The 19,899-nt window shown below is 71.4% G+C and carries 16 protein-coding genes; 6 read left to right on the top strand and 10 right to left on the bottom strand.

The window, feature by feature from the left end; genetic code table 11:
* Positions 1-15 precede the first annotated feature (15 nt).
* Entirely contained in the window at positions 16-843 is an 828-nt protein-coding gene (locus tag RM555_RS00255) for a PhzF family phenazine biosynthesis protein (RefSeq protein WP_311409851.1), read from the top strand.
* On the opposite strand, the gene RM555_RS00250 is transcribed toward RM555_RS00255, so the two are convergent.
* The 7 genes from RM555_RS00250 to RM555_RS00220 all read right to left on the bottom strand — a co-directional run bounded on the left by RM555_RS00250 (position 833) and on the right by RM555_RS00220 (position 9,481).
* Positions 833-2,116 carry an MFS transporter gene (locus RM555_RS00250; RefSeq protein WP_311410092.1) on the bottom strand — a complete coding sequence of 428 codons (1,284 nt, stop codon included), beginning with the start codon at positions 2,114-2,116 and terminating at the stop codon, positions 833-835. The two genes, RM555_RS00255 and RM555_RS00250, sit on opposite strands and share 11 nt — an antisense overlap.
* Before the next feature lie 50 nt (positions 2,117-2,166).
* Positions 2,167-3,528, bottom strand: a complete 1,362-nt coding sequence (locus RM555_RS00245) for a hypothetical protein (RefSeq protein ID WP_311409850.1) — start codon at positions 3,526-3,528, stop codon at positions 2,167-2,169.
* A 78-nt stretch (positions 3,529-3,606) separates the two neighbouring features.
* Positions 3,607-4,872 (bottom strand): hypothetical protein, encoded by a 1,266-nt coding sequence (locus RM555_RS00240; protein ID WP_311409849.1) that lies wholly within the window; start codon positions 4,870-4,872, stop codon positions 3,607-3,609.
* An 8-nt stretch (positions 4,873-4,880) separates the two neighbouring features.
* Entirely contained in the window at positions 4,881-5,726 is an 846-nt protein-coding gene (locus RM555_RS00235) for an aspartyl/asparaginyl beta-hydroxylase domain-containing protein (protein WP_311409848.1), read from the bottom strand.
* A gap of 65 nt (positions 5,727-5,791) precedes the next feature.
* Complete coding sequence (locus RM555_RS00230) at positions 5,792-6,919, bottom strand: DUF6421 family protein (RefSeq protein ID WP_311409847.1); 1,128 nt, start codon at positions 6,917-6,919, stop codon at positions 5,792-5,794.
* A gap of 100 nt (positions 6,920-7,019) precedes the next feature.
* The gene (locus tag RM555_RS00225) at positions 7,020-7,820 is read right to left on the bottom strand and encodes a DUF6202 family protein (protein WP_311409846.1); all 801 of its coding nucleotides are present in this window, start codon (positions 7,818-7,820) and stop codon (positions 7,020-7,022) included.
* Positions 7,821-8,050: 230 nt separating this feature from the next.
* Positions 8,051-9,481, bottom strand: coding sequence for an FAD-dependent oxidoreductase (locus tag RM555_RS00220; RefSeq protein ID WP_311409845.1), 1,431 nt, complete (start codon positions 9,479-9,481; stop codon positions 8,051-8,053).
* A 340-nt stretch (positions 9,482-9,821) separates the two neighbouring features.
* Between RM555_RS00220 and RM555_RS00215 the strand changes: the two genes are divergently transcribed.
* The 3 genes from RM555_RS00215 (at position 9,822) to RM555_RS00205 (ending at position 13,120) form a co-directional block, all read left to right on the top strand.
* Positions 9,822-11,219, top strand: a complete 1,398-nt coding sequence (locus RM555_RS00215; RefSeq protein ID WP_311409844.1) for an FAD-binding oxidoreductase — start codon at positions 9,822-9,824, stop codon at positions 11,217-11,219.
* A 42-nt stretch (positions 11,220-11,261) separates the two neighbouring features.
* Complete coding sequence (locus RM555_RS00210; protein ID WP_311409843.1) at positions 11,262-12,500, top strand: ATP-grasp domain-containing protein; 1,239 nt, start codon at positions 11,262-11,264, stop codon at positions 12,498-12,500.
* Positions 12,501-12,586: 86 nt separating this feature from the next.
* Positions 12,587-13,120, top strand: coding sequence for a YbhB/YbcL family Raf kinase inhibitor-like protein (locus tag RM555_RS00205; protein ID WP_311409842.1), 534 nt, complete (start codon positions 12,587-12,589; stop codon positions 13,118-13,120).
* Between the two features lie 18 nt (positions 13,121-13,138).
* Here RM555_RS00205 and RM555_RS00200 read toward each other — a convergent pair whose 3' ends face one another.
* Positions 13,139-13,849: a class I SAM-dependent methyltransferase gene (locus RM555_RS00200; RefSeq protein ID WP_311409841.1), complete on the bottom strand. Its 711-nt coding sequence runs from the start codon at positions 13,847-13,849 to the stop codon at positions 13,139-13,141.
* Positions 13,850-14,061: 212 nt separating this feature from the next.
* Here RM555_RS00200 and RM555_RS00195 point away from each other — a divergent pair, with 212 nt between their 5' ends.
* On the top strand, positions 14,062-15,882 hold the full coding sequence (locus tag RM555_RS00195) for a hypothetical protein (protein WP_311409840.1): 1,821 nt from the start codon (positions 14,062-14,064) through the stop codon (positions 15,880-15,882).
* A gap of 25 nt (positions 15,883-15,907) precedes the next feature.
* Here the strand turns inward: RM555_RS00195 and RM555_RS00190 are convergent, their stop codons facing one another.
* A complete protein-coding gene (locus tag RM555_RS00190) occupies positions 15,908-16,690 on the bottom strand; it encodes an IucA/IucC family C-terminal-domain containing protein (RefSeq protein WP_311410091.1) in 783 nt (260 codons plus the stop codon).
* 295 nt (positions 16,691-16,985) lie between these two features.
* Between RM555_RS00190 and RM555_RS00185 the strand changes: the two genes are divergently transcribed.
* Complete coding sequence (locus tag RM555_RS00185) at positions 16,986-18,503, top strand: peptide deformylase (RefSeq protein WP_311410090.1); 1,518 nt, start codon at positions 16,986-16,988, stop codon at positions 18,501-18,503.
* 167 nt (positions 18,504-18,670) lie between these two features.
* On the opposite strand, the gene RM555_RS00180 is transcribed toward RM555_RS00185, so the two are convergent.
* Positions 18,671-19,789 carry a globin domain-containing protein gene (locus tag RM555_RS00180; protein WP_311409839.1) on the bottom strand — a complete coding sequence of 373 codons (1,119 nt, stop codon included), beginning with the start codon at positions 19,787-19,789 and terminating at the stop codon, positions 18,671-18,673.
* Positions 19,790-19,899 lie beyond the last annotated feature (110 nt).

Below are 19,899 nucleotides of genomic sequence, written 5' to 3'. Positions count from 1 at the left end.
CCAGTTGGAGGCACGATGGAAATTCCCCTGTACCAGGTCGACGCGTTCACCGACCGGGTGTTCTTCGGCAATCCGGCCGCGGTCTGCCCCCTGGACGAGTGGCTCAGCGACGAGGTGATGCAGGCGATCGGCCTGGAGAACAACCTCGCGGAGACCGCGTTCATCATCGACCGGGGCGACAGCTTCGCGCTGCGCTGGTTCACGCCGTCGATGGAGGTCGACCTGTGCGGGCACGCCACGCTCGCCGCGGCCCACGTGGTGCTGAACCACCTGCGGCCCGAGTGGGACGAGGTCACCTTCCACTCCAACACGGGTCCCCTCGTCGTCAGCCGTACCCCGGAGGGACAGTTCGTGATGTCCTTCCCCGCGTTGCCGCGCGAGCGGGTCGACCCGCCGGAGGCCCTGCTCGCCGGGCTGTCGATCGCGCCCACCGCGGTCTACGGGGGCATGGACTACATGGCGGTCTACGACAACGAGGAGGACCTGCGCGCGATCGAACCCGACCAGCGGATGCTCGGGACCCTCGACCGGCGCGCGGTGGTCGTGACGGCCCCCGGCATCTCCTCCGACTTCGTCGCCCGCTTCTTCGGCCCCAAGCAGTCGATCCCGGAGGACCAGTTCACCGGGTCGGCCCACTGCATGCTGGTCCCCTACTGGGCGGAGGAGCTGGGCAGGACCAGCCTGACCTCCCGGCAGTTCTCTCCCCGGCTCGGCAAGACGCTGACCATCCACGCCAACTGCGAGCTGCGCGGCGACCGGGTCATCCTGGGCGGGTCGACGCGCCAGTACCTGGCCGGCGTCATCACGCTGGACGACGACGAGGTCGCTCGGCTCAGTCGCTGAGCTGCCGTGCCTCCGGCCGCGCCCCGTCGGCCGCCGCCCCCTCGGGCGGCGGCTCCGGGGCCGGCTCGGGTCCGGACTCGGGCTCGGTGGGCATCTCCACCACCCGACGCAGCGGCGAGAAGTACAGCGGAACGATGGAGACGAGTTCGCCGGCGACCGCGAGCGCGAGGGTCTGGCGGACACCGATGACGTTCGCGACCAGCCCCGCGACCGACGCGCCCAACGGGATCACGCCCCAGACCAGGAACCGCATCGTCGCGCTCAACCGGGCCTGCATGCCCGGCGCGCACAGCGCCTGCCGGACCGACAGTTGCAGGATGTTGGAGACGACGATGCATCCCGAGGCGATGCCGTAGCCGATGCCGGCGACGATCAGCCAGCCACCGCTGCGCGCGAACGGCAGCGGAATCGAGGCGAGCCCCGCCAGCACGCACGCGCCGAGGACCGTCGGCCCGACGCCGAAGCGCCGGGACAGCCGGACCGCCGAGAGGGCGCCGAGGGTCGCGCCGGCACCGGCGCCGGAGAAGATGATCCCGATGTACGCCGACGGCAGCCGCAGCACCGACGCCAGCAGCAGCAGGAACATGGTGGTGGTCGCGATGTTGCAGAAGTTGTACGTCGAGCTGCGGATGGCCATCACCCGGAACATCGGCACCCGCAGCACGTACCTGATGCCGTCGCGCACGTCCCGGACCAGCGTGGTGTTGCGTGCCGGCGGGGCTGCCGCCGCCCCGGTCACCCGGATCCGGCTGAGCAGCACGGTGGCGATGCCGAAGCAGACGGCCGCCGCGCCGAGGACGTACGACGACGTGGCCAGCGCCAACAGGAAGCCGGCGATGGCCGGGCCGGTGATCTCCGCCAGCGAGAGGGTGAACTCCACCCGCGAGTTGGCGCCGGGCAGCAGCTGCCGGTCCACGATCCGCGGCAGGACGCTCTGGTAGGAGATCCCCAGGAAGACCGTGCACAGGCTCCCCGCGAACATCAACGCGTACAGCGCGGGCATGGTGAGGTTGCCGGCCAGCGCCAGTGCCGCGACGACCCCGAACACGGCCGTACGGCCCAGGCTGGAAAACACCAGGACCCGTTCCCCGCGCCGGCGGTCGATCCACGCGCCGGCCGGTAGTCCGAGGAGCAGGAAGCCCAGGAACTCGCAGGTCACCAGGAAACCGACCTGCGCCGGTGTGGCGTTCAGGGTCTTCACGGCGAACAGCGGGATGACGACCGTCGCCACCTCGAAGCCGAACTGGCTGACGGTCTCGGCGCTCCACAGCAGGCGGAAGTTCTTCTTCAGGGTGATCTCCTACCCGTGACCGGTGGCGGTGTTCAGGCCCCCGGGTGCAGCAGCACCGGTGCCAGCAGGACGTTCGCGATGCCTCGGACCACGGTCCCCGGCACGGTGGTCAGGCGGCAGGAGAAGCCGGTGTGCCCACCGGGCCCGTAGTGCATCCCCCACACCGCGTACCAGTCCCGTTCCGTGACGCCGTCGGTGTCGAAGCCCGGCTCCACCCGCTGGACGACCCTCCGTTGCAGGATGTGACGACCGCTCCCGGCCGCCGTGGCGAGCGCCGCCCGCCACGTCTCGTCGTCGACCGTCCAGCCGGCCACCGTGCCCTCGCCGCGGGCCAGGGTGGTGGGTTTCAGGATGGTGTCCGCCCGGTCGCGGACGAAGCCGGTCAGGTCGCTGGCCGCGTCGACGTGGGTCGTCTCGGGAAGGATGCGCCGCAACGCGGCGCGTTCGCCGTCGGTCAGCGCGTCCTGCACCTCGGGGAGCCACACCAGGGCGAGGCACGCCTTGCTGTTGTACATGTCGTGCACCGGCGAGGTGGCCATCGGCGGCAGGGAGGAGCCCGGCTCCGGATGCAGCCGCTGCCAGGCCGCCACGGGGTCCGGCTCCTCCGCGAGTTCCGTCAGGTTGAACAACCGCAGCAGGTGGGTCGCCCCGGCGACGTGGTCGGCGACGGTGCCGTCCGGCTCGTGCAGGTCCGCGACCTCCGCCAGGCGGGTCCGCAGCGGACGATCGGAGTACGCCTCCAGGCACTCGCCCAGGGGGCGCCAGTCGCCGGCCCACTCGGCGAGCGCGCCGGTCGCCTCGACCATCAGCACCTCCGTCTGCCCGAGTGCCTCGGCGTCGTGCCCCGTGCGCGTGGTCTCCACCGTGCGCAGCAGGTCGAGCAGGGCGGTGATGGGGTCGAGGTGTCGCAGTCCGTGCCGCTCGGCGAAGGGCCGGAAGGCCGGCTCCGCCATGACGGCGGGGAGCCAGGCGGTGCGTTCGGCACCGCCGACGGCGGGGCTCAGGCCCAGCTCCAGGACCTTGAACCCGGTCCCGTCGTGGATCAGGTCGGCGCGGCCGTACGGCACCAGGGCGGGCAGGTCGGTTCCGGCCAACAGCGGGCGCAGCACCTCCGGCACGTCGGTCAGCGCGCCGAACGCGGCCGCGCTGCCGCCCGCGAGCAGGTGCGGCAGCCGCCCCACGACGTCGAGCAGCACCGTGAAGTCGGCGTAGAACGACGCGAGCTCCCGCTCGTCGACGAACATCACCCGGTGGAAGCTCTGTGCCTCGATGTCGGGCCCCAGCACGCGGCCGGCGGTGCGCGCCGGCAGGTCCGGCGGCAGCTCACCGTCGCGTACCGCCCGCAGGTAGTCCGTCGCCGGGTCCTGCGACGCCGACCGGTGCGGTGCGCTCATGCGGCTGCCTCCCGCGTGGCGGCGGCCCGCCGGCGGGCGCGTGCGGTGCCGCCGACGGTCAGCCGTGGCGTGCGCTGGTCAGGCCGACAGGAACAGGGCACCCGCTGCCTCCAGTTCGCGTAGCTGGCGGTAGTCATCCGAGATCGTCTCCGGGCTCTCGTGGACCAGGAAGACCAGGCCCGGGGTCGTGTACGAGTTGACGGTGACCTGCAACGGGTCGCCGGTCTCCAGGTAGGTGTCGACGGTGTGGAAGGACGGCAGCCCGCGCAGCAGCGGCAGGTCGTAGCCGGCGAGGGTCCCCGAGTGGCGGGACAGCAACTGCACCATGGCGGCGTGCCGGCGGAGCACGGGACGCCAGCCCTCGCGGACCCGGGCGGCGAAGCGGTCCGGGGCCACGATCGTCTCGGCCACCAACTGCACCGCGTTGGTGCCCGTCGCCTCGGTCAGTTGCGAGATGTCGATCGAGCCCATGAACCGGGCGCCGGTCTCGACGAGCACCGGCTCACCGGCGATCATCATGACCTCCGTGTGCGCCGTCCCCTCGCGGATGTCCAGGGCGTCGAGCACGGTCCCGACGAAGCCGTGCAGTTGCTCGAAGACGGCATCGCGGGGATCGACGAGCCGTTCCAGGTCGTAGAGCGCCGTACCGCCCTCGTGGCGCTTCCTGGTGTGCCAGATGTCCGAGACGACGTACCCGCCCCCTGCCGACACGGTGTTGACGGCGTACTCGTCGCCGGTCATGAACGGCTGGACGAGAAGTTCCCCGATGGGGTCGCCGAACACGTCGGGTGCGCCCAGCCAGCTCTTGAACGCGGTGTCGAGGTCCGCCTCGGAGCGGCACCGCAGGAAGCCGAAGCTGCCGGAACTGGCTCGGGGCTTGACGACGGCGTCGCCGAGCCAGCCCCCCGCGCGCAGCCACTCCGCCGCCTCGTCGCGGGAGGCGGTGCTCAGGTGCGGGATGACGGCGACGCCCCCGGCCGCCGCGGCGCGTGCCATGTGGTGCTTGTCGCGGCGGCACCGGGTCGTCGCCGGATCGTTGCCGGGCACGCCGAGCGCCCTGGCCAGCTGGTCACCCAGCTCGACGCCGGTCTCGGCGCCGGCCACCACGCTGCGCGGGCGCAGGCCCGCCCGGTCGAGCCGGTCGACGATGGTGCTGACGTCGCCGTCGTGGAGGTAGGTGTCGAGGTAGGCGTGGTCGACGCCGGTACGCAGGAGGAACTGCGGCAGGTCCGGGTCGCTCTGCACGTGCACCGCGCCGAGGCCGTAACCGGCGAGGGCCGGCGCGAGCGCGTTGGCCGTCGAGTACCCGTCCACGACGACACAGACTTGGCTGGCGTGTCGCATGATCCGCCTCAGGACTCTCGGGCCAGCAGGAAGTACGTCCGCATCGGGGGGATCATGTCGAGCCGCGCGGCGACGGGTGAGTGCCGGGCCGCCCCCTCCAGCAGGTCGAACACGTTGTCCGGGGTGATGTCCCGGGTGAACATCGTCTTGATGGCGATCTTCAGGAAGTCCCGGTAGTTGGTGGTGTCCATGAGCACCCCGGCGCGCTCGAACGCGGCGAGTTCCTCCTGGTCGATCGGCTGCCGCGCGACCTGGTGCGTGCTCGGGATGCGGGGCGACTGGACCTCGCCGGTGAAGCAGGCGGCGAGCGAGTCGGCCTGGAAGTCGAGCACGAGGTGGGTGCGGTCCTTCGTCCACCCGGAGACCGCGCTGTGGGCCTGGGTCGCGTCGAGGAACCAGATCTCACCGACGTTCATGTGGTAGAGCGTCGTGTTGTGCGAGCTGACGCAGGACTCGTGGGTCTCCAGCGGAAGGTGGATCCGGATCAGGTTCGTGTCGAGTTCGAGGTAGTCCCGGTGCGGCACGAGCGCGCTGCCGGGGGTCAGCCGGGCGAGCCGGCCGTACTTGAGGCGGGACATGTCGAACAGCTCACCCACCAGGTGCCGCACGTACGGCAGGCGCTGGCCAAGGTCGGTGACGACGGCCGGGCCCTCGAACGGGTCGAGTCCCGCGTCGAGGCCGAGGCCCGTGCCGTTCCACACCGCGCAACTCTTCCAGGCGCCGCAGACGAAGTCGCTGTACTTGTCCGTGTAGGGAAACGACGCCATGGTGTCGAGGTCCGTGGCGAGGCTGTCGGCGTCGATGTCGCACGTGCCGAGGATGCCGGTTTCGGTCGAGTTCATAACGGTGGTCATGGTCGGTACCTTCCAGCGGGGTGAGGGGCGGAGCCGCACGTCGTCGGGAGGGCGGCCGGCGTGGCTCACACGCCGAGTCGCTCCTTGAGCTCGGCGAAGAAGGGCACGTGGAGGAACTCCCGCTTCTCCTCGTCGTACCGGGTGTACCGGCGGGTGAAGTCGATCAGTCCCGCGCGGGCGGCCTCGACCCCCTCGGTCAGGACGACGTCCTCCAGCTCGGCGATCTCGGTGACGAGCGTGCTCAGCGCCTCGGGCAGGCTCGGCAGGAGCCGGATCCGTCCCTCGTCGATCGTCAGGGCGCCGTGCCCGCGCAGGTAGTTGAAGAGCAGTTGCGACGCGATGGCGTCGTAGTTCGGCTTCGGGATCCCCTCGACCGAGTACCGCAGCAGCCGCTCGGCGAGGACGAATTCGAAGGTCAGCGCGGCGAGCTCACGATCGATGTCCGCGTCGTCGAGGCAGACCAGCATCGACTTGACGTCGACCCGCATCTCCTCCAGGCCGGCCAGCGGCTTGTAGCTCTTCGCGGACAGGAACTGCGGGATCGGCATGCTGCCCGTGCGGTGGTGGAACTCGTGCAGCCGCACCCAGGAACCGGCGGCCCGCTCGACGCCGGAGTCGTCGACGCCGGACAGCAGCGGGAACGAGCCCGGGACCATGGCGGCGTCGATGAGCCGGCGGGTGAGGCGGTGCCGGGCGACGAACTTGTCGATGAAGTAGAAGATCAGGTCGTTCGGTTCCTGGCGACCGTCGATGTGGTTCTCCGGGAAGAGCGCCACGACGACCCGACTGTCGAAACCGGCGCTGTGCCGGAGCAGGTTGACCGGCATCGTCGGGCTCGGGTAGCGGTCCACGAGCACGGGGTCGGACGGGATGGGCTCGTACTCCAGGTAGTCCAGACCGAGCGACGGGAAGTACGCGGCCGAGAACACGGACAGGAGCGTGTTGTCGGCCCGCGAGTTGATGTGCCGCTTCGTGGCCGTGAGCTGCGGCGTGTCGTGTGCGCCGGACAGGTCCTCGACGAGTGCCCTGGCCGCGGGCTGGGCACCGAGCGACGCCGAGTCGGCGATCCAACCGGCCAGCCGGCGCAGCGCCTCCGGCGATCCGGGCTCGGTCTCGCGCTGGTAGCGGGCACGCAGCTCGTTCACTTCGTTGACGACGGCGTCTGTTTCCACTGTGGGGAGGGACGATCGCATGGCAGCTCCTATCCTCGAAGCCGGATGACTCCGGCGGTCGCCACCACGGGCCCGGGGCGTCGTCGGTGGCGGCCGTCAGTGCCGTTCTCGGTTGGTCGCGCTACGACAGGTCCCGGGCGAAGTCGTCCAGCAGGTCCGCCCACGCCGGGACGTACGACTCCGCGAGCGCGACGAAGTGCTGCGCCTCGGCCGGGGTGGAGACCAGGTGACTCATGCCGGCCTCGTCGTCGCTGACGGACGCGGCGTGGCCCGTCTCCGCCCGGATGTGCGAGTCGATCCAGGCGTAGTCGCGCTGCTCGGGAAGGACCTGGCGACCGTCCACGGTGACCTTGCCGTACAGGCGCCGGAACGCGACCGCGATGTCGAGGGCGATGGTCTCCACGACACGGAGCTGGACCGCACCACCCAGCTCCTCGGCTGCCATGGCGTCCATGACGTCGAGGATGCGGGTCAGCGCGGCGGACTCGGCGGGCGCGTCCGCGCTGCCCATGGCCGAGCGCAGCGGTGCGCAGATGGTGTCCGCCCACCACAGGTAGTGGACACCGTCCACACCCTCCGGTGCGACCTCCGCGAATGCCGCCGCCCGATTGTCCAGATCGTCCCCGATGACTCGGTAAGCCATCTGATACGCTCCGAGTACCTCTCGACTCACTGTGTAGTCGCGAGCCAGGCGTCGCCCGTGCGCACCGAGGCTGGAGATGGTGGTGAACATGAACGACTGAGTGGTCCGCTGCCACTTCTCCGCGATCCGCAGCGCACCGGCAGGGCTCACCGAGGTGGCCTCCTTCGCGCCCGCGAAGAACCGGTTGTTGCGTCGGGTGAGGCCTGCCTCGTCGATCAGTCGATCGATGGTGGCGTCGGCCTGCACACGGAGGTCGGTCAAATCGAGTGCGGTGGTCATCGTGCCCTCCTCGCTTGTAGGGACCGGGCGGAGTGCTCCGCGAAGCCCGCCAGGACAGGCCAAGGTCGACGAAGGTCATCGAGTCGACGCGGGCCTATGATCATCGAATATGGTGTATCGCGCAACGGGAAGACGGTCGAACCCCTGTGCTGCCCCCTAAGCAGGTGGCATCCCCTCGTGCGTTGCCTCAGAAGTGGGTAGTAGTCCCCGCCAGTTCAGCGTGACCAGCGTCAACTCGACGCGAGCGACGGTACGGCGCGGGTCAGACCGCCGTCCGGCTCGCCGGCGTCCACGAACGGCGCCGCCAGTCGCTCCGGCACCCCCATGTTGCGCGCGAAGATCCCGAGCCGGTGCTGCCAGGCGGGCACATCCGATGGTGGCGCGATCGGCACGGTGCCGCGGGCGACCAGCTCGGCGTACTCGTCGCGATCCGCGTTGCCGGTGGCGATCGAGTGCCGGAGAGCCGCCTCCAGGTCACGCCGGGCGTTGACGACGCACATCGTCCACTTGAGCAGGACGGTCGCGGTGCAACCGGGTGCGACGTCGAGCACCCCGGCGTTGCGTCGCAGCCGCGACGAGTCGGTGGTGTTGATCGCCACCTTGAGGTGGGCGGACACCACCTCCGCGCCGCGCACCTCCGGATACCACTGGCTGAGCTGACGGAGCGCCAGCTGGGCGCGTTCGGCCGCCTCGGGGTGACCGTTGCGCAGGAAGTGCCGGAAGTCGTCGGGCAGCGCGTAGGTTGTCGGGTCGACGCGGTGCACCGCGATGTGCGCCGCCGGCGGGTAGTAGACGAGCGCGGTGTCCTGACTGAAGGGACTGAACATGCCGCCGTACTCGTCCTCGAGCTTCAGGCACGTGTAGTTCTTCGTGGTGCGCTCGGGCAGTTCGACGAAGAGGATCTGGCGCAGCGCCATGTAGATGGGGGGCAGCGCGAGCGACGGGTTGAGACGGCGCGCGATCGCCGGGGTCTCGGTGGCGGCACAGAGTGCGACCTGGTCGCCGACGACCGTCTTCCGCGCGCCGTCCTCGACGTACTCCACCTGGTAGGTGCCGTCGGGCCGGCGGCTCACCCCGGTCACGTCGGCGCCACCGCGTACCTCGACGCCGCTGCGGCGCAGCTCCTGGTCGAGCAGCGCGGTGACGACGACCGGGTTGATGCCCCGCTGCGGAGTGACGAAGGCGGCGCCGACGTCGGCGACCCCGTCCGGCGCGGGGATCTCGCGGCAGACCTGCTCCGGCGCGCCGAACAACGCGTTGGCCGGGTCCTCGGCGCAGAGCTGCGCGTAACGGTCCTGGATGACCCGCATGTTCTCCCGGCACTGGCCGATGATGTCGGTGCCGCTGTCCTGCATGGCCTGGGAGGCGATGACCCGGCTGTGGTCCTTGCCACCGAAGACGAGGTCGGGGAAGAAGCGTTCGTTGACCAGGCGCCCGTCGAAGCAGTCCCGGGCGCTCTGCGGATCGAACGGATACTCGGCACCGCTGTGGTTCTCGCTGACGATGTTGCTGGCCCCCGTGCAGATCGGGTAGGCCTCGGACGAGCGGGCCTCGGCCCGCTCCAGCAGAAGGACCCGGTATCCCGCGCGGCTACGCATGATCGCGGTCAGGCAGCCCGCGATACCTCCGCCGATCACGATGTGCAGCTCGGTTCGCTTCACTCTGTCAATCCCTCTGTCATGGGCAACGATCCTTTGCCGCAACACGAGCTGAACCAGGTCCCGGTTTCGGCACCGTGCCCGGCCGGACAGCGCGTCCTGCTGCGGATCTTGGGGTGGAAGAGCGTGAGGTGGCAGGCCGGGGGACGTTGGCTGGAGGAGGGGTGCCCTCGTTGGCGGTAGACGGTAACAAACTTCGATCAACCCCGGAAGGATCTTCCGATAGGACAGGGGTTCGAGCGGCCGGGCCCGCTCACACCGCTCTCACCAGCGCCGATACCGGATCGGGGGCGCCCACGTTCGCGCTCCGGAGCGGATGACGCGGATCTGTACCCTCTCTGCCATGTCTGGTTCCCCCCTCGTCGACGACCTGCGTGCGGCGCTCGGCGACGCCGTCCTGACCGACCCCGACCTGCTCCGGATGCACCGCAAGGACGAGGCCGATCTGTGCGAGGCCGGCACCCCGCTGGTCGTCGTCCGTCCACGAAGCACGGCCGATGTGGTCGAGGCGGTGACGATCGCCGGGCGGTACGGCGTGCCGGTGGTGCCGCAGGGGGCGCGTACGGGGCTGGCGGGCGCGGCGAACGCGGTCGACGGCGCGGTGGTGATCAGCATGGTCGCGATGGACGCCGTGCTGGAGATCGACCCGGTGAGCCGCATCGCCGTGGTGCAGCCAGGGGTGGTCAACGCGGCGCTGTCGGCGGAGGTGGCGAAACAGGGGTTGTGGTATCCGCCGGATCCGGGATCGTGGGAGATGTCGACGATCGGTGGGAACGTCTCCACCAACGCGGGTGGCATGTGCTGCGTCAAGTACGGCGTGACCACCGAGTACGTGTTGGGGCTGGAGGTCGTGTTGGCTTCCGGGGAGGTGTTGCGTACTGGTCGGCGTACCGCCAAGGGGGTGGCGGGTTACGACCTCACCCGGCTCTTCGTGGGTTCCGAGGGCACCCTCGGGGTGATCACCGAGGTGACCGTGGCGCTGCGGCCCGCCCCGGCGGAGTCGCTGACCATGGTGGCGGTCTTCCCGACCACCGCCGCCGCCGGCAGGGCGGTCGCCCGGATCGCTGAACACGGACTCACCCCCAGCCTGCTGGAACTGATCGACCGCACGTACCTGCGGGCGATCGAGGCGTACCGGCCGATGGGCCTGCGTACCGACGTCGAGGCGCTGCTGCTGGCGTCGGCGGACACCGGGCCCCAGGCCGCCGGGGACCTGGCGCGGCTCGCCGAGCTGTGCGAGGCGGCCGGCGCCGACGAGATCCACACGGCCACCGACGCCGTGGAGGCGGCGGCCCTGTTGCAGGCCCGCCGGCTGGGGCACGCGGCGATGGAGAAGTTCGCCAGGGAGTCGTTCCCCACCGGCAACGGTGGAATGGTGATCGACGACGTGGCGGTCCCCCGGGCGGCGTTGGCGGCGCTGCTCGACGGGGTGGCCCGGATCGCGGCCGAGTGCGACGTGACCATCGGCGTGGTCGGTCACGCCGGCGACGGCAACATGCACCCGAACATCGTGGTGGACCGGGCCGACCCGGCGAGCCTCGAACGCGGCCGGCGCGCGTTCGACGAGATCATGCGCCTCGGCCTCGAACTGGGCGGCACCTGCACCGGCGAGCACGGGGTGGGCCTGCTCAAGCGCGACTGGCTCGCCCGCGAGATCGGCCCGGTGAGCCTGCGGGTGCACCAGGCGATCAAGGCCGCCCTGGACCCGGCCGGCCTGCTCAACCCCGGCAAGGTCTTCTGATGCCCGCCACCCTCCGGCGGGCCGTACGGAGATGAGGAGAGCGTGCCGACCATAGCCATCGTCGACGGATACTCCACAGGCAGCGCGCTGAGCCGGGCGCTGGCCGAGCGGGGGGTGACCTGCGTCCACGTACGCAGCGGCGAGTCCCTGTACGACTACTACCTGAAGACGTTCCGCCCCGGCGACTACGCGGTCGACCTCGGCTTCGTCGCCGACGAGGACCACCTCGTCGACCGGCTGCGGGCGCTCGGCGTCGACCGGGTCGTCGCGGGCACCGAGCCGGGGGTGGTCCTCGCCGACACGCTCAACCACCTGCTCGGCACGCCCGGCAACGACATCGCCACGGTCACCGCGCGGCGCGACAAGTCGGCGATGGCGGCGACCGTGGCCGCCGCCGGTCTCGCCGTGCCCGCCGGCCGGTGCTTCGAGTCCGTGGACCAGGCGGTCTCCTGGTACGCGACCAGCCTGTCCGGCCCGGCCGTCGTCAAGCCCGTGGACGGCGCGGGCACCGACAACGTGCGGTTCTGCGAGAGTCTCGACGAGGTGCGCCTCGCCTGCGCGACGGTCCTGGCCTCGGTCAACCTGTACGGCGTACCCAATCGACGCGTGCTGGTCCAGGAGCGGCTCGTCGGGACCGAGTTCTACGTCAACACGGTCTCGTACGCCGGCGCGCACCGGGTCGCCGAGATCTGGCGGTACACGAAACGGCCGGGTCCGGGCGGCGGCCCCATCTACGACTACGAGGAGCCGGTCGACCGGGGCTCGGCCCTGGCCCGACAGCTCCGTGAGTTCGTCTCCGGGGTGCTCGACGCGCTCGGTGTCCGGTCCTCGGCGGCACACACCGAGCTCATGCTCACCGACCGGGGGCCGGTGCTGATCGAGGCCGGGGCCCGCCTCGGGGGAGCGACCCTGCCCGACGTCGTGGCCAAGTTCTGCGGTGTGTCGCAGACCTTCCTACAGGCCCAGCACCTCGTCGATCCGGCGTCGCTCGACCAGTTCGACGACCGTACGCCGGGCTGGGCCGCCGCCGTCCGGAACGTGTCGCTGATTAACCCGGTCCCCGTCGCCGCCCAGGCGGGGGACTGGTACGCCCGGCTGTCGGAGCTGCCGGCGGCCGTGGCGATCGCCGCGCGCTGCTCCCCCGGGGCCGGACTGCCGCAGACCGTCGACCTGTTCAGCTCGCCCGGCTACCTCTATCTCGCCGCGGAGGACCCGGCCGAGGTCGAGCGGAGCTACGAGATGTTGCGCCGCTGGGAACGGCACGGCCTGTACGGGAGCTGACACCGCCCGGCGCTGCCGGTTCGATCGCGGGTGCCGACGGGGTAAGAAGGTGCGGAGAACAACCGCCCACCGGAAGGACCCCCCCGATGACCCTGGAACGACCGATCGCCCCGGACCCGTACGACCTGCTGCCGACCGTTGCGTCGTTCACGCTGACCAGTGACGACGTGCAGAACGGCGAGCCGATGGACGCCGCGTACGCCCACGGCAGCGTCGGGGGCGACAACATCTCGCCGCAGCTCGCCTGGTCCGGCTTCCCGGCCGAGACCAAGGGCTTCGTGGTGACCTGCCTCGACCCGGACGCGCCGACGGGCAGCGGCTTCTGGCACTGGGTCCTGGTGAACCTGCCGGCCGACGTGACGCGGCTGCCGCGCGGCGCGGCCGGCGACGACCTCGGCGGCGCCTTCACGGTCCGCAACGACTACGGCGACCGGGGCTACGGGGGCGCCGCCCCACCAGCCGGCGACCGGCCGCACCGCTACGTGTTCGCGGTGCACGCCCTGGACGTGGAGCGCCTCGACGTCACCCCCGCCGCGACCCCCGCCGTCGTCGGCTTCAACCTGGCCTTCCACACCCTGGCCCGCGCCGTGATCCGTCCCACCTACCAGGTCAAGGAGTAACCCGGACCGGGCCCGGCCTCAGGAGGGGACCCGGGCCACCGCGAAGACCGACTGGCCGAACGGGGGGAGGACGCGCTGTTCCGCCGCCTTGGTGGCGGGCAGCACGAGGGTGTCGTAGACCTTGACCATCGGGCCCTCCTTCGGCATCAGCCGGAAGACCTTGGTCGCCATGAAGTAGCCGATCAGGCCGAGCGCGTTCGCGTAGTGGATCTTCTCCACCGTCAGGCCGGCGTCGGTCATCGCGGCGGCCAGGGTCTTCTTCGTGTAGCGCCGTACGTGGCCGGTGGCGATGTCCGCCGGGCTCATCGCGAACTGGAAGGCGGGCACGATGATGATGACGTTGCCGCCCGGCCGGACCAGGTCGCGCATGCTGCGCAGCGCGCCCACGTGGTCCTCGATGTGCTCCAGCACGTTGTACGACACGGCGGCGCTGTAGTCGCCCCGGTCGGAGTGCGGCAGCAGCATCTGCCGGACCTCGATGCGGGGCTGGTCGGCCAGCCGCTCCTTCAGCAGGACGAGCCGGTCCGGGTCGGCCTCGGTGGCGGTGAAGCGCGGCAGGTGCTCCGCCCACTCCAGCGCGTAGTCGCCGAGCCCGCTGCCGATCTCGATCGGGTTGTCACCGAGGTACGGCAGGGCCAGCTCGACGAACCAGCGTCGGTGGTTGACCGCCGTCGCGAGACCCTCCAGGACCTCGGACTGCACGCGCTGATCCCCAGTGATTTCTGCCATGCGTCGATTCCTCACGATATGAACTCGACCCGCGCCTGGACCGACAGAGTGAAACATCCGCACTGGCAACAGAGAAATCGGGGCACCCGTGGTGGCCGAAATGCGGTCGGGGGTGGGCACGTGATCGGCGGTCGGCGAACCCGGCACATGGTACGGCAGTACCCCGAAACATGTCACCTCGGCGTCATAGCCTGACTACTCTACGAATCGTCATGACTACTCCTGAATCGGGCCTCCCCGCTGGCGAGTCAGGGCCCGGGGCGTCGGTGGGCGGGCCCGACCGGGGCGTACGGCCCTGGAAGGGGTGGTGGACGGACGCCGCCGCGGTGGCGAGTTTCGTCGTGCTGGGCTTCTGGGTGACCGCGCGGCTCTGGCTGCGCCCCTCGCACGGCATCCGGGACAACCGCACCGACCAGTCGCAGTTCGAGTGGATGATGGCGCACGGCGCGCGCGTGGTGACCGATTTTGTTGATCCATTCACCTCGGACCGGATGAACGTGCCGGAGACCGTCAATCTGATGGCAAATACGTCCGTATTATCCGTATCTCTGCCAATGACGCCCGTCACACTCCTGCTCGGCACCCGCGCGTCGTTTCTGCTCTTTCTCACCCTGGGCATGATCGCCACGGCGACGGCCTGGTACTTCCTGCTGTCCCGGGTGGTCGTCGGCGCCCGCGGGCCGGCCTGGCTCGGCGCCGCGTTCTGCGCGTACGCCCCGGCGATGGTCTCGCACGCCAACGCGCACCCCAACATCGTCTCGCAGTACGTGGTGCCCCTGATCGTCTGGCGCACCCTGCGGCTCGCCGAGCCGGGGCGCTGGCTGCGCAACGGGCTGCTGCTCGCGGCGGTCATCGTGTGGCAGGCCTTCCTCAACCTCGAGGTGCTGCTGATGACCGCCATCGGGCTGGGCGTGGTGGTCGGGGCGCTCGCCCTCGGCCGGCCCGAGCTGCGCCGGCGGGTCCGGCCGTTCCTCGCGGGCCTGGCGGTGGCCGCCGTCGCGGCACTGGTGGTGCTCGCGTATCCGCTTCACGTCCAGTTCTTCGGCCCGGGGGCGTACCACGGGCTGTCCTGGCTGATCCGGGGCTACTCGACGGACCTCGCGTCGTTCGTGGCGTACTCGCGGGAGTCCCTGGCCGGTGACGCCCGCAGCGCACAGGGGTTGGCGAAGAACCCCACCGAGGAGAACGCCTTCTTCGGCTGGCCGCTGGTGGTGCTCGTCGTCGCCCTGGTCTGGTGGCTGCGCCGGCACGTCGTGGTACGCGGACTCGCCGTCCTCGCGCTCCTCTTCGGCCTGCTCTCCCTCGGACGGGAGGTGCAGCTGAACGGCAGGGGGACCGGGATACCCGGCCCGTGGGCGGCGTTGGAGAACCTGCCCCTTCTGCACTCGGTGGTGCCGACCCGGTGGGCGCTGGCGATCACCCCGATCGTCGGGGTGCTGCTCGCCTACGGGGCGGACCACGCGCGCGCCCTGGCCGCCCGGCACCCGCGGGCACGCCCGCAGATCCGCTTCGCCACCGCCACGGTGCTGGTCATGGCTCTGCTGCCGATCCTGCCGACCCCGCTGCCCACCACCCGGCTCGACCCCGTGCCCGCCTTCGTCACCTCGGGCGCCTGGCGGCCGTACGCGGACGGCGGGCGGAGCATCGTGACCCTCCCGCTGCCCGACACCCACTACGCCGATCCGCTGCGCTGGTCGGCGCGGACCGGCCTGGACATGCCCATCGCCCGCGGCTACTTCCTCGGCCCCGACACCCGCCCCGGCCGGGACCGGGTCGCCCTGTTCTCCGCGCCGCCCCGCCCCACCAGCGAGTTCTTCGCCGAGATCCGGCGGACCGGCGCGGTGCCGCCGATCACCCCGCAGGCACGGGTCGACGCGGTCGGGGACCTGCGGTACTGGCGGGCGGGCGCGGTCGTCCTCGGGCCGCACCGGCAGGCCGACGCGCTGCGCCGGGGCATGACCGAGCTGACCGGCGTCCGCCCCACGTACACCGGTGGGGTCTGGCTCTGGGACGTCCGCCCGTTCACCGACTGACGCCCGGCGGTCCGTCGGCCGGCGGTCAGGCCTGGCGGACGCAGCAGCCCTGGCAGATCTTGGGCTTGGGGAGGGTGAACGCCAGGCAGCAGGTGCGCCGCTGCACGGTCGGCTCGCCGTTCGCGCCCGGGACCAGCTCCACCAGGTCGGCGAGGTCGAGCGCGCCGAGCAGCGTCTCGATCGTCTCGACCGACGAGCCGGGCAGGCCGTCGGCGGCCCGGAGGACGCCGTGGGCGATGCCCGAGGCCACCGACCCGAGCAGGGTACGCGCGCCGATGCGCACCTCGGCCTGGATCGCGGCGACCATCGGGGCCAGGTGGGCGTCGAGCAGCGAGGCCCGGAGCACCCGGAGTAGCTCCGCCTCGTCCGCGACGACCCGCACCTCGGGCAGCCCGGCGAGCGCCAGCGGGTCGCTCGGCAGCACCGCGACCGTGGTCGAGCGGCGCAGGCCCATGGTGAGCAGCGGTCGGTGGTCCTCGAAGTGGATCAGCACGTCGGCCGGGTCGAGCAACGGCACCCGTCGGGCCGAGGCCCAGCCGAGCGCCACGGGCAGCGCCGTCCAGTAGCTGTACGACTTCCAGGCCAGCGCGGCGCAGGCGTGCGGGGTGCCGCCCCAGCGCGAGCTGGCCGAGCGCAGGAACTCCGGCAGGAGGGTGCCGTCGACCAGGGTGGTCGCCGGGCGCCAGCCGAACTCGTCGTGCACCAGCAGGCCGGGCGCGAGACCGGGCACGTCGTCGGTGCCGAACATCGCGCGCATGGCGGCGGTGACCGGGGCCAGCGGCGCGGCGGCGGTGTGGCGCTCCGGCATCACCGCTGTCACTGGACTCACCCACCCCGTCGTCGCTGTCGGCGGGCACCCGCCCGTCGCTGAGCTAAGGCTAGCCTAACCACATCTGGCGAGATAAGGGAAGGCTCGCCTGCGTCGGATCTGAAGGGGCGCCGGTCACTCCACCCGTGCGGCGTACTACCCGGTCATCGGGGCGGAAAACGTCGCCCCAGTATCGACAGGCATCGCTGCCTGTCAAGGCTCGTGTCGGCAAGGTGCCAGTTCCGTGTGCGCGTCGCCACAGAACGTGAAACTGATACTCCCGGCCACGAGGAAGCTGATGACCTCACCGCTCGATCGGGCTGCCGACTCCTTCGCCGCCGAGATCGCCCGGCACCGCACGGGGCGGGGGCTGTCCAAGAAGCAGCTCGCCACCCTGATGGGCTTCGACCCGTCGTACGTCAGCCACGTCGAGGGGCGCCGGCACCGCCCCACCGAGGACTTCGCGCGCCGCGCCGAGGCCGTGCTGGAGGCCGGCGGCGCGATCTGGCAGCGCTTCAAGGAGTACGACGAGCTGCGGCACGCCCGGGCCGAGCGGGCACACCGGGACCCACCCGTACCCGGGCAGTGGATGCCGCCCGGCACCGGACTGATCGTCGAGCGGGAACTCGCCACCCTCACCCACCTCGGCGACGCCTACCGCTGCGTCATCCGGCGCGAGCTGTACAACGCCGGCACCGAGCCGGTCACCCGCTACCTGGTGCGGATCGCCGTCGACCGCTACCCCAACGACCCGGGGCGCTCCAACCTGCACCACCGCGAACACCCGCTGACCTTCGCCGAGCTGCGGCTGCGGGCGTACCGGGAGGACGGGGACGAGCGGGAGGCGATGCACTGGCGGGCCAAGCACGACCGCGACGCCTTCAAGGAGCTGTGGCTGCTCTTCGAGAACGCCGACCGGCGCTTCCCCCTCTACCCGGGGGACCGGGCCACCATCGAGTACGCGTACTGCGTCGGGCACGACAAGTGGGGCCCCTGGTTCCAGCGGGCCGTCCGGCTGCCCACCCGGCAGATGGCCGTACGCCTGGACCTTCCGGCCGCGGTCGACCCGCAGGTGTGGGGCGCGGAGACCTCGCTCTCGGCGGAGGAGGGCCCGCTGCGCACGCCCGTGACCAGACGCGAGGACGCCGACCGGGTGATCTTCGACTGGGCGACCGAGGACCCGCCGCTCAACGCGCGGTACCGGTTGCAGTGGCGGTTCCGCAGCCGGCCCGACGCCGAGCCCGAGGAGGCCGGGCGGATCCGGCCCAGCGACCGGATGCGCGGCATCGGCATCGTGCAGCGCGGCGCCGACCTGCTCCGCCAGCCGGCCCGCCCGTTCGACCTGCCCCGCGAGGAACGGGAGGCCCGGGACGTCGCCGACCGCCTCGCGGCGACCCTGGTCCGCCTCGACGAGCTGCACCCGTTCCGCAAGGGGGTGGGCATCGCCGCCCCGCAGCTCGGCCTCGGTCGGGCGGTGGCGGTGGTCCGGCCCCCCGACCGGTCGGCCGAACCCGTCGTGCTGCTCAACCCCCGCGTCGTCGACGCCTCTCCCGACAGCGACGAGCAGTACGAGGGGTGCCTCTCCTTCTTTGACCACCGTGGCCTGGTGCCCCGGCCGCTCCGGCTCGACGTGGAGCACGCCCAGTACGACGGCAGCCGGATCATCACCTCGTTCGAGTTCGGCATGGCCCGGCTCGTCGCCCACGAGATCGACCACCTGGAGGGGCGGCTCTACGTCGACCGGATGGCGCCGGGGGTGCCGCTGGTGCCGGTCGAGGAGTACCGCGAGACCGGCCGGCCCTGGCGCTACTGACCTGCACGCACGCGTACCGGCGGCACGACCACGTCCGCCCGGGTGGGAAGGGGGACGGCCGGGCGGACGTGGTCGTGCGGGGCGGTGCCGGTCCGCCCGCTTGGGGGACCGGGGCGCGTGCCCCAGGGGGCAGGAGCACGCGCCCCGGTATGGGGGGAGGAACGCTTCTAGAGGTTGCCGAAGGTGTCGTAGCGGGTGTTCTCCGGCGGGACGCCGTCCTCGGCGAGGACCCGGAGGGTGGCCCGGACCATGCGGGCGGAACCGGAGACGTAACAGTCGTGCGCCGTCCACGGGCCGTACCGGCTGACCACGTTGGGGATGTCACCCAGTTCGCCGTCGAAGTCGGGGTCCTCGCTGCACGCCGGAGTGACCGACAGCCACGGGTGCGCGGCCACCAACTCCTGGAGCCCGGCCAGGCCGTACAGGTCCGCCGCCGTACGGGCGCCGTAGAAGACGTGCACCCAGCGGGTCCGGTTGTAGCCGGCCAGCTCCTCCACCAGCGCCTTGATCGGAGCCAGGCCGACGCCGCCCGCCACGCAGAGGATGTCCCGCTCCGAGGAGCGGTCCAGGGTCATCGACCCCATCGGCGCCGCCACCCGGAGCAGGTCGCCGGGCTTGACCCGGCGGACCAGCGCCCCGGACACCCAGCCGGCGCCCTCCGGCGTACGGACGTGGAACTCCAGCAGGTTGTCGTCGTTCGGGGCGTTCGCCACCGAGTAGGTGCGCCACACCCGGGGGAGGTGGCGGGGCACCTCCACGCTGACGTACTGGCCGGCCCGCCACGGCAGCGGGTGCTGCAACGCCCGACAGGTCAGCACCGCCGTGTCCCTGCCGTACCGCTCGTGGGTCAGCACCTCCGCGTGCCAGAACGGCGGGTTGTCGTCGGCCGCCGCCCCGGCCAGCATCTTCTCCGTGATCGCCGCGTACGCGTCCCGCCACGCCTGGTCGTACTCCAGGTTCCAGCCGTCGCCGGCGACGCTGCGCAGGGCGTCCAGCAGCGCGACGCCCATGGTCTCGTAGTGCGCCGCCGCGACGTGGTACTTGCGGTGGTCCCGGCCCAGCGAGCGCAGGTACTCGTCGAAGCTCTCCGGGTCGCCGACCGTCTGGGCGGCGGTGACGATCGCCTCCAGGATCCGGTCGCCCTGCCCGGTCATCTCCACCGGGAAGAGCTTGCGCAGCTCGGGGTCGAGCAGGAAGAGCCGGGCGTAGAAGTGACCGCTCAGCCGCTCCCGGTGCTCCTCGACCAGGGTCCAGCTCTCCTTCAGCAGCCTTGCGAAGTCGTCCACGAGGGCGCGCTCCTTCTCCTGACGGCGGATCGGGCACCCATAGAATGTCCACGGAGCGTGCCGGCCGGTCGCACAGAATGTGCGATCGGCTCGTGAGGCTCGTTCGGGCG

The organism is Micromonospora reichwaldensis, from assembly GCF_031845925.1.
In the GTDB taxonomy this organism is placed as follows: Bacteria; Actinomycetota; Actinomycetes; order Mycobacteriales; family Micromonosporaceae; genus Micromonospora; species Micromonospora reichwaldensis.
This window is presented reverse-complemented; position numbering and strand designations above follow the sequence as displayed.

Bases quoted from the DNA above. Each gene is read 5' to 3' on its own strand.
- RM555_RS00255 (WP_311409851.1), top strand. From the start codon at position 16: ATGGAAATTCCCCTGTACCAGGTCGACGCGTTCACCGACCGGGTGTTC.
- RM555_RS00245 (WP_311409850.1), bottom strand. From the start codon at position 3,528: ATGAGCGCACCGCACCGGTCGGCGTCGCAGGACCCGGCGACGGACTAC.
- RM555_RS00240 (WP_311409849.1), bottom strand. From the start codon at position 4,872: ATGCGACACGCCAGCCAAGTCTGTGTCGTCGTGGACGGGTACTCGACG.
- RM555_RS00235 (WP_311409848.1), bottom strand. From the start codon at position 5,726: ATGACCACCGTTATGAACTCGACCGAAACCGGCATCCTCGGCACGTGC.
- RM555_RS00230 (WP_311409847.1), bottom strand. From the start codon at position 6,919: ATGCGATCGTCCCTCCCCACAGTGGAAACAGACGCCGTCGTCAACGAA.
- RM555_RS00225 (WP_311409846.1), bottom strand. From the start codon at position 7,820: ATGACCACCGCACTCGATTTGACCGACCTCCGTGTGCAGGCCGACGCC.
- RM555_RS00215 (WP_311409844.1), top strand. From the start codon at position 9,822: ATGTCTGGTTCCCCCCTCGTCGACGACCTGCGTGCGGCGCTCGGCGAC.
- RM555_RS00205 (WP_311409842.1), top strand. From the start codon at position 12,587: ATGACCCTGGAACGACCGATCGCCCCGGACCCGTACGACCTGCTGCCG.
- RM555_RS00200 (WP_311409841.1), bottom strand. From the start codon at position 13,849: ATGGCAGAAATCACTGGGGATCAGCGCGTGCAGTCCGAGGTCCTGGAG.
- RM555_RS00195 (WP_311409840.1), top strand. From the start codon at position 14,062: ATGACTACTCCTGAATCGGGCCTCCCCGCTGGCGAGTCAGGGCCCGGG.
- RM555_RS00190 (WP_311410091.1), bottom strand. From the start codon at position 16,690: ATGCCGGAGCGCCACACCGCCGCCGCGCCGCTGGCCCCGGTCACCGCC.